General features: G+C 66.2%; 9 protein-coding genes. 4 read left to right on the plus strand and 5 right to left on the minus strand.

The genetic code is table 11. The annotated features are described in order from the left end of the window. Positions 1 to 76 precede the first annotated feature (76 nt). The 5 genes from nadB to purM all read right to left on the minus strand — a co-directional run bounded on the left by nadB (position 77) and on the right by purM (position 5,235). Positions 77 to 1,681 (minus strand): L-aspartate oxidase, encoded by a 1,605-nt coding sequence (gene nadB / locus TZ53_RS01535; RefSeq protein WP_025548663.1) that lies wholly within the window; start codon positions 1,679 to 1,681, stop codon positions 77 to 79. Positions 1,682 to 1,690: 9 nt separating this feature from the next. Next, positions 1,691 to 2,134 carry an endonuclease domain-containing protein gene (locus tag TZ53_RS01540; RefSeq protein WP_229742378.1) on the minus strand — a complete coding sequence of 148 codons (444 nt, stop codon included), beginning with the start codon at positions 2,132 to 2,134 and terminating at the stop codon, positions 1,691 to 1,693. Further along, complete coding sequence (locus TZ53_RS01545) at positions 2,131 to 3,060, minus strand: ABC transporter ATP-binding protein (protein WP_044660203.1); 930 nt, start codon at positions 3,058 to 3,060, stop codon at positions 2,131 to 2,133. Before TZ53_RS01545 ends, TZ53_RS01540 begins: the two co-directional genes overlap by 4 nt. Positions 3,061 to 3,105: 45 nt before the next feature. Then, complete coding sequence (purN, locus tag TZ53_RS01550; protein ID WP_044660204.1) at positions 3,106 to 4,008, minus strand: phosphoribosylglycinamide formyltransferase; 903 nt, start codon at positions 4,006 to 4,008, stop codon at positions 3,106 to 3,108. A gap of 132 nt (positions 4,009 to 4,140) precedes the next feature. Further along, positions 4,141 to 5,235 carry a phosphoribosylformylglycinamidine cyclo-ligase gene (gene purM / locus TZ53_RS01555; RefSeq protein WP_025548666.1) on the minus strand — a complete coding sequence of 365 codons (1,095 nt, stop codon included), beginning with the start codon at positions 5,233 to 5,235 and terminating at the stop codon, positions 4,141 to 4,143. 152 nt (positions 5,236 to 5,387) lie between these two features. Between purM and TZ53_RS01560 the strand changes: the two genes are divergently transcribed. From TZ53_RS01560 to TZ53_RS01575, 4 genes are read left to right on the plus strand one after another with little or no spacing between them, the layout of a single operon-like run. After that, on the plus strand, positions 5,388 to 6,671 hold the full coding sequence (locus tag TZ53_RS01560) for a hypothetical protein (RefSeq protein WP_025548668.1): 1,284 nt from the start codon (positions 5,388 to 5,390) through the stop codon (positions 6,669 to 6,671). 8 nt (positions 6,672 to 6,679) lie between these two features. Further along, a complete protein-coding gene (locus TZ53_RS01565) occupies positions 6,680 to 7,294 on the plus strand; it encodes a chromosomal replication initiator protein DnaA (protein ID WP_044660205.1) in 615 nt (204 codons plus the stop codon). A 28-nt stretch (positions 7,295 to 7,322) separates the two neighbouring features. Next, positions 7,323 to 9,461 (plus strand): RNA degradosome polyphosphate kinase, encoded by a 2,139-nt coding sequence (locus TZ53_RS01570; RefSeq protein ID WP_044660206.1) that lies wholly within the window; start codon positions 7,323 to 7,325, stop codon positions 9,459 to 9,461. A 5-nt stretch (positions 9,462 to 9,466) separates the two neighbouring features. Continuing rightward, on the plus strand, positions 9,467 to 10,981 hold the full coding sequence (locus tag TZ53_RS01575) for a Ppx/GppA family phosphatase (RefSeq protein ID WP_025548673.1): 1,515 nt from the start codon (positions 9,467 to 9,469) through the stop codon (positions 10,979 to 10,981). Positions 10,982 to 10,986: the final 5 nt, after the last annotated feature.

Here is a 10,986-nt window from a genome sequence, read left to right on the forward strand (position 1 = left end):
CGACGCCTTCCTCCGCGTCACTCCTCGACTCATGGCGCAGCGCGATGGACGCTGCGCCACCTTTTTTCAGCTTCTTTCAGGGCGCCAGCACCGTATCGACCGCCTGCGGCAGCATCGCCGGATAATCGAGCGTATAGTGCAGCCCCCTGCTCTCCTTGCGATGCAGGGCGGAGCGGACGACCAGACGCGCGACCTCCAGCAGGTTGCGCAGTTCGATGAGGTCCGGCGTCACGCGGAAATGGCCGTAATATTCGTCGACTTCCTTCGCCAGCAGGTCGATGCGGTGCTTGGCGCGCTCCAGCCGCTTGGTGGTGCGGACAATGCCGACATAGTCCCACATGAAGCGGCGGATTTCCTTCCAATTATGCTGGACGATGACCTCTTCGTCCGAATTGGTGACGCGGCTTTCGTCCCAGGGGCGGATCGGCGGCGGCGCGGGCAGTTCGTCCCAATGGGCGCGGATGTGCCGGGCGGCGGCTTCCCCGAAGACGAAGCATTCCAGCAGCGAATTGGACGCGAGGCGGTTGGCGCCGTGCAGGCCGCTTTCGGTGACTTCGCCCGCCGCATAGAGCCCCGGCAGGTCGGTGCGGCCGTCAAGGTCGATGACCACGCCGCCGCAGGTATAATGCTGCGCCGGGACGACCGGGATCGGTTCCTTCGTGATGTCGATGTCGAGGTCCAGCAGGCGCGCATAGATGGTCGGGAAATGGGTGCGCACGAATTCCGGCGGCTTGTGGCTGATGTCGAGATGGACATAGTCGAGGCCGAGCCGCTTGATCTCATGGTCGATGGCGCGGGCCACCACGTCGCGGGGGGCGAGTTCGCCGCGCGGGTCGAACCGGGGCATGAAGCGTTCCCCGCCGCCGGGGACACCGGGGGGCAGCTTCAAATGACCGCCCTCCCCCCGAACCGCCTCCGTGATGAGGAAATTCTTGACCTCCAGATTGTAGAGGCAGGTCGGGTGGAACTGGTTCATCTCCATGTTGGAGACGCGGCAGCCCGCGCGCCAGGCCATGGCGATGCCGTCCCCGGTCGCGCCCCGGGGAGCCGTGGAGAAGAGATAGGTGCGGCCCGCGCCGCCGGTGCAGAGGATCGTCGCCTTGCCCAGGATCGCGTCGACATGGTCCGTCAGCCTGTTGAAGGCATAGACGCCCCATACATGCCCGTCGCCCGAATAGCGCTCGCCATGGCGGCTGGTGATGAGGTCGATGGCGACCCTGTCCTCCAGCAGCGTGATGTTGGGATTGGCGCGGGCGGCCTTCAGCAGCGCGACCTGCACGGCATGGCCGGTGGCGTCGTCGACATGGACGATGCGGCGGTGGCTGTGACCGCCTTCGCGGGTCAGGTGCCAGCGTTCGCCGAATTCCTCCCCTCCATTGAAGGGAACGCCAAGCTCCGCGAGCCGCTCTATCGCCGCAGGAGCCTCGGAGACGACGAATTCGACCGTGCTGCGGTCGTTCAGGCCCGCGCCTGCGACCATCGTATCCTCGATATGCGCCTCGAAACTGTCCCCGGCGTCGAGCACGGCGGCAATGCCGCCCTGCGCCCAGTTGGTGGACCCGCCATCCAGCGCGCCCTTGGCCAGCACCACGACCTTGCGGTCCTGCGCCAGGTTGATGGCGGCCGTCAGCCCCGCCGCGCCGGAGCCAATGATGACGACGTCATAGGTGGTGGTGGGCATATAGTCTTCTTACTCCCCTCCCGCAGGCGGGAGGGGTTGGGGGTGGGCTTGCGCGAGGGCTGCCATGATATGCGACAGCACGCCTTCGATATTCCCTATCACGTCGGCATTCTGAAAGCGCAAGACGGTAAAGCCTAGTTCGCGACAGTAGGCGTCGCGGCGGGCGTCATATTCCGCACTGTCGTCGTGGGTGGAGCCATCCAGTTCGATGATGAGCTTCGCCTCACGGCAGAGGAAGTCCGCGAAATAAGGGCCGATAGGGATTTGGCGGCTGAACTTGCGGCCGTCCAGTTGGCGGTTGCGCAGGCGCTGCCAAAGGAACCGCTCAGGCGGAGATGCCTCGTTTCTTAGCGACTTTGCGCGGGACGTATTCCTGCTTCTGAAAGGTCGCGCCAGCCCACCCCCCGGCCCCCTCCCGCCTGCGGGAGGGGGAGAGGCATCCCTCTCCCTCACGCCGCCGCGGTCAGGTTCAGGAACACATCCTCCAGATCAGGGTCGCGCGTCACCACGTCGACGATGGAAAGCCCGCTGGCCTGCACGGCGCTCAGCACCTGGCCCGCATTGGCGCGGTTCTTCATATAGGTGATCGTCAGCGTGCGCTCGTCCGACAGTTCGATCTTCTCGAAACTGGGGTCGGCGGGCGGCGTCACCACGTCGCGGTCGACCGTCACCTGCACGACCTTTTCCTGCGCCATGGCGATCAACTCGCGGGTCGGCTTGTCGGTGATGACCTTGCCATGGTTGATGATGCCGATGCGGTCGCACAGCTCCTCGGCTTCTTCGAGATAGTGCGTGGTGAGAACGATGGTCACGCCCTGCCGGTTCAACTCCCGCACATAGGCCCAGAGCTGCTGGCGCAACTGCACGTCGACGCCGGCGGTCGGTTCGTCCAGCACCAGGATCGGCGGGCTGTGCGCCATCGCCTTCGCCACCAGCAGCCGGCGCTTCATGCCGCCCGACAGGGTCCGGGCATAGGCGTTGGCCTTGTCCTCCAGATGCACGGCGCGCAGCAATTCCATCGAGCGGCGGCGGTCCTTGGGCACACCATAATAGCCCGCCTGATTCTCCAGCGTCTCGAACGGGGTGAAGAAGGGATCGAAGACGATCTCCTGCGGCACGATGCCGATGCTGTTCTTGGCGTTGCGGGGGTTCTGGTCGATGTCGAAGCCCCAGATTTTCGCCGTGCCGCTGGTCTTGTTCACCAGCCCGGCGAGGATGTTGATGGTGGTCGACTTGCCCGCGCCATTCGGCCCCAGCAGGCCGTAAATCTGCCCGCGCGGGATGGAGAGGTTGATGTTGTCGAGCGCCTGCTTGCCGCCCTTGTAAACCTTGGTGAGGTTGGCGATCTCTATGGCGGGAGTGGGGGAGGTGTCGGTCATGGCTGCCTATAGTGGGGTTGGGCCATTGGAAAGGAAAGAGCGGGGTTAAAATTCGTCGGCGGCGTCCATCAGGGCGGTGAGTTTGCGGGGCGCGACCTCCCGCCAGCTCCGCTCCAGCCGTTCGTTGATCTGGTCCCAGTCCGTGTCCCCCAGATCGAGCCGGATGCCGACCCAGCCATCCCCGAAATAGGCGGGGCGGTAATAGCGGGCGGGGTCGCTTTCGATCAACATCGCCTGTTCTTCCGGCGCGGTCGTCTTGACGAGGATGGCGATAACGCCGTCGCCATGACGATCCTGCGTGAAATAGGCGAATTTCTTGCCCTTTTCGATGCCGAAGCAGGGCATGCCGTGGGACGTGACCTCATCCGCCTGCGGCAGGGCCAGGGCGCGCTCACGGACTTTGTTCAGCAGCCATTCGGGCTGGCGCTCGCGGGTGACGAAATCCGCCAGCGTGCGCGGGTAGAGCTGATGTTCCGCCATCAATATGCGCGCGGCGAGGCTGTCGGCGGTGTCGCCGGGCAGGATCGCGACTTCGATCTGGCCAAGGACCGGCCCATCGTCCAGTTCCGCCGTGACGATGTGGACCGAGCAGCCGGCATGGGTATCGCCTGCGTCCAAAGCCTTCCGATGGGTGTCGAGACCCTTATATTTGGGCAGCAGGCTGGGGTGGATGTTCAGCATCCGGCCTTCCCAGCCGGCGACGAATTCGGGCGAGAGGAGGCGCATATAGCCGGCCAGCGCGACATATTCCGCGCCCGCCCCGCGCAACGCCTTGTCGATAATGGCGTCGAATTCGGCGCGCTTCAGGCCCTTGTGGCTCTGCGCGAAGGTGGCGATGCCCTCGGCGGCGGCGAGGGTCAGGCCGGGGGCTTCGGGATCGTTGGCGGCGACCAGCACCAACTCATAGGGGCAGGACGGATGCCTGGCGGCATAGAGCAACGCCGCCATGTTCGAGCCACGTCCGGAAATCAGAACGCCGACCTTTGCCTTCACTTGCAGTCCCCGTCCGGTTCGCGCGAAGTCGAGAACCCTTGTGACTTCGTTTCTCGACTTCGCTCGAAACGAACGGGTTTCAGTGACTTACCCCAGATGCGTGGCGGTCCAGTCGGCCCTGGCGCTCCATGTTTCCTGTGAGCCCTTGACCGTGCAGCCCTTTTCGCCCGCCTCCACGAGGCCGACGCGGACCACGGTTTCGCCCGCTGCTTCCAGATCCGCCGTCACGGCGTCCACCGCATCCGCATCCACCGCCAGCACCATGCCGACACCGCAATTGAAGGTGCGGGCCATTTCCTCCGGCTCGATATTGCCCTGCGCCTGGAGGAAAGCCATCAGGCGCGGCTGTTCCCAGCCGTCGGCGTCGATAACCGCATGACAGCCTTCGGGCAGCACGCGCGGGATATTCTCCAGCAGACCGCCGCCGGTGATGTGGGCCAGCGCATTGATCCGGCCTGCCCGGACCAGCGGCAGCAGCGACTTCACATAGATGCGCGTCGGCGCCATCAGCGCATCGATCAGCAGCACCTCATTATCGAAGATCGCCGGGCGGTCGAGCTTCCAGCCCTTGTCGGCGGCAAGGCGGCGCACCAGCGAGAAGCCGTTGCTGTGCACGCCCGAGGAAGTGAGACCCAGCAGCACGTCGCCCGCCTTGACCCGGTTGCCGGTCAGCGCCCTGGACCGCTCCACCGCGCCGACGCAGAAACCGGCAAGGTCATAGTCGCCCGGCCCGTACATGCCGGGCATTTCCGCCGTCTCTCCACCGATAAGGGCGCAGCCGGCCTGCTTGCAGCCCTCCGCAATGCCCGCGATCACGCGTTCGGCGACGCCGCTCTCCAGCTTGCCGGTGGCATAATAGTCCAGGAAGAAGAGCGGTTCGGCGCCCTGCACGATCAGGTCGTTGGCGCACATGGCGACCAGGTCGATGCCCACGCCGTCATGGGCGTTGTGATCGATGGCGAGCTTCAGCTTGGTGCCCACGCCGTCATTGGCCGCGACCAGCAGCGGATCGTCGTAACCGGCCGCCTTCAGGTCGAAGAAACCGCCGAAGCCGCCCAGTTCCGCGTCGGCGCCGGGGCGACGGGTGGCCTTGGCAAGCGGGGCGATGGCGCGAACCAGCGCATTGCCCGCGGCGATGTCGACGCCAGCCTTGGCGTAGCTGTAGGATTCGGTGTCGCTCATGGCTGTGGCCCCTAAGCATTTTCAAGTCAGATGGAAACATCTGACGGTTTAAGAAAATGCGGCAAGCCAAATAACGCACATTGTGCGCGAAAACGGAACGGGAAATGGGTTGCCGCTTGGCAGCGCAAGCAAATCTCGCCAAAAGGACGCGCGTGAACGTGCCTTCTGTCCTTCGTGGCCTGTCCCTCCGGCCTTTGAACCTGTTCCGCGCAGCGTCGCGCCCGATCCAGATACTGGGCGCGATCATGCTTGGCCTCGCCGCTGCGGCGCTGGTCGCGCAGATGGAGGGGGAGCGCGGCGTGCCCCCCATCGCCAGCGGCGGCGATTTCCAGGTGAGCCATGTGAAGGTCGACGTCTTCGCCAAGGATGCCGACAGCGCGCGCAAGGCCGGCTGGCGGCTGGCGCAGCGGCGGGCGTGGCAGATGCTGTGGACCCGGACCCATGGCGGCAGCGGCGCGCCGGCCCTGTCCGATTCGCAGCTTGAAGGCATGATTTCGGGCATCGAGATCGAATATGAGCAGGCGGGCCCCACCCGCTATGTCGCCACGCTGGGCGTCATGTTCGACCGGGCGCGGACGGGCCAGTTGCTGGGCGTGACCGGCAATGTCATGCGGTCCCCGCCCCTGCTGGTGATCCCGGTGCTGTGGGACGGCGGGTCGGCCGTGTCCTATGAGCGGATCAACGAATGGCAGCGGGCCTGGGCGCGTTTCCGCACCGGCGACAGCGCGATCGACTATGTCCGCGTGGCCGGGTCGATCGCTGATCCGATCCTGCTGAATGCGGGGCAGACCGGGCGGCGCGGGCGGCTGTGGTGGCGCGTGCTGCTCGACCAATATGGCGCGGCGGACGTGGTGATCCCGATCGCACGGCTCGACCGTCAATATCCGGGCGGTCCGGTGACCGGCACCTTCACGGCGCGCTACGGCCCCGACAATTTCCTGATCGGCAGCTTTTCCCTGCGCGCCTCCAACGACAGCGCGATCCCGCAGATGCTGGACCAGGCGACGCAGCGGATCGACCAGCTTTATACCCAGGCGCTGAATGACGGCCGCCTGCGTCCCGATCCGTCGCTGATCATCGAGGAGCCGGTCGATCCCAATGCGCTGGAGATCGAAAATGCCGCCGATCTGCCGGTGGAAACGCTCGACATGCCGACGCCCGCCGCCACCACGGGCAGCTACGCGATCCAGTTCGACACCCCGGACGTCGGATCGGTGGCGCAGGGCGAAGCCGCCGTGCGTTCCATCGCGGGCGTGCGTTCGGCGGCGACGAGCAGCCTGGCGCTGGGCGGCACGTCGGTCATGCAGGTGAGCTTCGACGGCACGGTAGACATGTTGCGTGCAGCGCTGGCGGCGAAGGGCTATAACGTCGCCGTGTCCGGCAATACGCTGCGCATCCGCAGGGGTGGGACACCGGGAGCCGGCTCTGCGCAATGAAAGGCGCCATGAGACAGATCAGCCTGCCGTTCGACCGGCCTGATCGGGCGAGCGGCGAGGATTTCCTGGTCAGCGACGCCAACCGCATCGCCGTCCGCCATCTGGAGAACTGGCGGGGATGGCCGCTGGCGATCAGCGTGCTGAGCGGGCCGCCCCTGTCGGGCCGTTCGACGCTGGGCCGCCATTTCGTCGCGCAGAGCGGCGGGACGATGATCGACGATGCACAGCGGCAGGATGAGCAGGCGCTGTTCAACGCCTGGAACGATGCGCAGACGGCGCAGCGCCCGCTGCTGCTGATCGCGGACGCGCCGCCCGCGCTATGGCAGGTGGCCCTTCCCGACCTGCGGTCCCGGCTGGCGGCGGCGCCGCATGTCGCGCTGGAGCAGCCGGACGAGGCGCTGGCCCGCGCCCTGATCGAGCGGTCCCTGGCGTCGGCCGGGGCAAGCTATGCCGCCGACCTGCCCGAATGGCTGCTGCGGCGGATCGAGCGCAGCTATGCCGCCATCGCCGCCGTGACGCGCCTGCTGGACGAGGCGGCTTTGTCATCGGGACGTAAGATTTCTACCGCTATGGCGAAAGATGTCCTGCAAGACGCGGGATTTTTGCCTATAGTCCCGGACTGATCCTCCGGTTCCGAACGATGAGAGAGATGTGGCCGAAGCCGACCCCTCCGCCAGCCTGACCCTGCCCAGCGACCGCTATTTCAACCGGGAACTGTCCTGGCTGGCCTTCAACCAGCGCGTGCTGGAGGAGGCGATGAACCGGGCGCATCCCCTGCTGGAGCGGCTGCGTTTCCTGTCGATTTCCGGCGCCAATCTGGACGAGTTCTTCTCCGTGCGCGTGGCGGGCCTGAAGGGGCAGCAATTGCAGGATGTCGACATGCGCTCCGCTGACGGGTTGACCCCGGCGCAGCAGCTTGCCGCCATCACGGATGAGACGGCGCGGCTGATGGGTGCGCAGCAGAAAGTGTGGGGGGCGTTGCACGGCGAGCTGGGGCAGGTGGGGATAGAGGTGATCGGCCCGTCCACCGCGCTCGACCCCTCCTGCGAGAACTGGCTGCGCGATCATTTCCTGACGCAGGTCTTCCCGATCCTGACGCCGCAGGCGCTGGACCCGGCGCACCCCTTCCCCTTCATCCCCAATCAGGGGCTGTCGATCGTCTTCGACCTGGAGCGGCTGTCGGACAAGGAGCCGATTCGCGAGCTGGTGATGATACCGTCCTCACTCGCCCGCTTCGTGCGGATGCCGGGCGAAACGGCCCGCTATATGGCGCTGGAGGCGGTGATCCGGCGCTTCTCGGCCGATCTCTTTCCCGGCTATCGCGTCCGCAACAGCGGCGTTTTCCGCATCATCCGCGACAGCGACATAGAGATAGAGGAAGAGGCGGAGGATCTGGTCCGCTATTTCCGCAGCGCCATCAAGCGCCGCCGCCGGGGCCGCGTGATCCGCATGGAGATAGAGGAACGCATTCCCGAGCCGGTCGAGGAGATGTTGCAGGACATGCTCCAGGGCCATGAGGCGATCATCGCGGAGGTGGAAGGGTTCGTCGGCATCGGCGACCTGTCCGGCGTCGTCGAGGAGGATCGGCCGGACCTGAAGTTCGAGCCCTATGCCCCCCGCTTCCCGGAACGCATCCGCGAATATGGCGGGGATTGCTTTGCCGCGATCCGGGCGAAGGACATCGTCGTCCACCATCCCTATGAAGCCTTCGACGTGGTGGTGTCCTTCCTGAAGCAGGCGGCGTCGGACCCCGATGTCGTGGCGATCAAGCAGACGCTGTATCGCGCGGGCAAGCAGTCCGCGATCATCCGCGCGCTGATCGACGCGGCCGAGGCAGGCAAGTCCGTGACCGCGGTGGTGGAGCTGAAAGCCCGTTTCGACGAGGAGCAGAACCTGATGTGGGCCGATGCGCTGGAGCGCGCGGGCGTGCAGGTGGTCTATGGCTTCATCGACTGGAAGACCCATGCGAAGGTGTCGATGGTCGTCCGGCGGGAGGGGGAGGCGTTCCGCACCTACTGCCATTTCGGCACCGGAAATTATCATCCGGTGACGGCGCGCATCTACACCGACCTCAGCTTCTTCACCGCCGATCCGGCCTATGGGCGCGATGCGGCGGCGCTGTTCAATTACATCACCGGCTATGTCGAGCCGCAGCGGCTGGAAAAGCTGGTGATGTCGCCCCGCGACCTGCGCAACCGCCTGTGCGACCTGATCGATGCGGAGATAGAGCATGTCCGCGCCGGGCGGCCGGGAACCATCTGGGCGAAGATGAATTCGCTGGTGGACCCGGCGATCATGGAAAAGCTCTATGCGGCGAGCAATGCAGGCGTGCAGATCGAACTCATCGTGCGGGGCATCTGCTGCCTCCGGCCGGGCGTGCCGGGCATGTCGGAAAATATCCGGGTGAAGTCGGTGGTCGGCCGCTTTCTTGAACATAGCCGGATCACCGTCTTCGGCAATGGCAAGGCGCTGCCCAATAATGGCGCGAAGGTGTTCATCAGTTCGGCCGACTGGATGCCGCGCAATTTCGACCGGCGCGTGGAGTTCCTGGCGCCGGTCGAAAATCCGACCGTGCACGACCAGATTCTGGACCAGGTGATGGTCGCCAACCTGATCGACACCGAACAGAGCTGGGTGCTGGACAGCGACGGCCATTACAGCCGCGTCGAGGCGGGCGACCGGCCGTTCAACCTGCACCGCTATTTCATGACCAACCCGTCCCTTTCGGGCCGTGGCGCCGCGCTGGACAGCGAAGCGGTGCCGACGCTGCGCCTGCGCGGGCGGGCCTGAACGGCATGAATTCCATGTTGAGCCAGGTCCGGGCGCTCGCCCCCGGCATGGCGACGTCCCCGCATCAGGCGAAGGCGCGCACGGCGATCATCGACATCGGTTCCAACAGCGTGCGGCTGGTCGTCTATGACGGGCCGCGCCGCATCCCCTTCATCCTCTTCAACGAAAAGGTGATGGCGGGATTGGGCGCGTCCCTGGGGAAGACGGGCCGGATCGAGGCGGAAGCCATGGACAGGGGGCTGCGCGCGATCGGCCGCTTCGCCCATCTCTGCCGCGAGATGGAGGTGCAGGAGGTGCGCTGCGTCGCCACCGCCGCGGTGCGGGACGCGGAAAATGGCGACGAGTTCATCCGGCGCGCCCGCGACATGGGGCTGGAGGTCGAGCTGCTGTCCGGCGGGCAGGAGGCGGTCGCCGCGGCCTATGGCGTGTTGTCGGGCATTCCGGGCGCGGACGGCATCGTCGGAGATCTGGGCGGCGGCAGCCTTGAGCTGGCCCGAATCCGCGACGGCGCCGTGCATGAAACGGTGTCCTTGCCGCTGGGCGTGCTGCGCCTGCCGCAAATCCGCGCCAAGGGGCCGGCCGTGCTGGAGCGAATGGTCAGGAAGATGCTGGCCAAGGCGGGCTGGGACGCGCCTGCCGGCCTGCCCTTCTATCTGGTCGGCGGGTCGTGGCGCGCGCTGGCCCGGTTCGACATGGAATTGACCCAGTTCCCGCTTCCCGTCGTGCACCAATATGAAATGCCTGCCGCGCGGGCCGAACAATTGACGCGCATCGTGTCCCATGTCGGCAAGGCGCGGTTCAAGGATATTCCCCAGATCACCGGATCGCGCGTGCCGACCCTGCCGGATGCGGCGGCGCTGCTGTCGGTGATCGTGCGCCAGTTGAGGTCGAGCAGGCTGGTCGTGTCGGCCTATGGCCTGCGCGAGGGGCTGCTGTTCAGCGATCTGCCCCCGGATATTCAGGCACATGATCCGCTGCTGATCGCGGCGGAGGCCGAAGGCGAAGCGCAGGCGCGCTTTACCGGCCATGGCGACATGATCGAGCGCTGGATCGCGCCGCTGTTCCTGGAGGACGGCAGCGCGTGGCGGCGGATTCGCCGGGCGGCCTGCCTGTTGGCCGATGTCGGGTGGCGCGCCAATCCCGATTTCCGGTCGGACCGGGGCGTCGAGATCGCGCTGCACAGCAATTGGGTCGGCATCAACGCGGCCGAGCGAGCCATGCTGGCCCAGGCGCTGCACAGCAATTTTGGCGGCGGCCTGTCGACGCCGCCCGGCATCGAGCGGCTGGCCCCGCCCGAAGCGCTTCAGCGAGCGACCTTATGGGGTCTGGCGATCAGATTGGGGCAGCGGTTGTCCGGAGGCGTGGAGGGGCCTTTGCTCGCCTCCCGCCTGGAGATGGAGGGCAATGTGCTCGAACTGCGGCTGCGCAGCGTGGACGCCGATCTGTTCGGAGAAGCGGTCGAGCGGCGGCAGCGGCAACTGGCCCAGGCCATGGGCGTGAAGTACCGGCTGGCCTGGTAGGGGGC

Source organism: Sphingobium sp. YBL2, assembly GCF_000943805.1.
GTDB classification, from domain to species: domain Bacteria; phylum Pseudomonadota; class Alphaproteobacteria; order Sphingomonadales; family Sphingomonadaceae; genus Sphingobium; species Sphingobium fuliginis.

Bases quoted from the DNA above. Each gene is read 5' to 3' on its own strand.
- TZ53_RS01545 (WP_044660203.1), bottom strand. From the start codon at position 3,060: ATGACCGACACCTCCCCCACTCCCGCCATAGAGATCGCCAACCTCACC.
- purN (WP_044660204.1), bottom strand. From the start codon at position 4,008: ATGGCGGCGTTGCTCTATGCCGCCAGGCATCCGTCCTGCCCCTATGAG.
- TZ53_RS01565 (WP_044660205.1), top strand. From the start codon at position 6,680: ATGAGACAGATCAGCCTGCCGTTCGACCGGCCTGATCGGGCGAGCGGC.
- nadB (WP_025548663.1), bottom strand. From the start codon at position 1,681: ATGCCCACCACCACCTATGACGTCGTCATCATTGGCTCCGGCGCGGCG.
- TZ53_RS01575 (WP_025548673.1), top strand. From the start codon at position 9,467: ATGAATTCCATGTTGAGCCAGGTCCGGGCGCTCGCCCCCGGCATGGCG.
- purM (WP_025548666.1), bottom strand. From the start codon at position 5,235: ATGAGCGACACCGAATCCTACAGCTACGCCAAGGCTGGCGTCGACATC.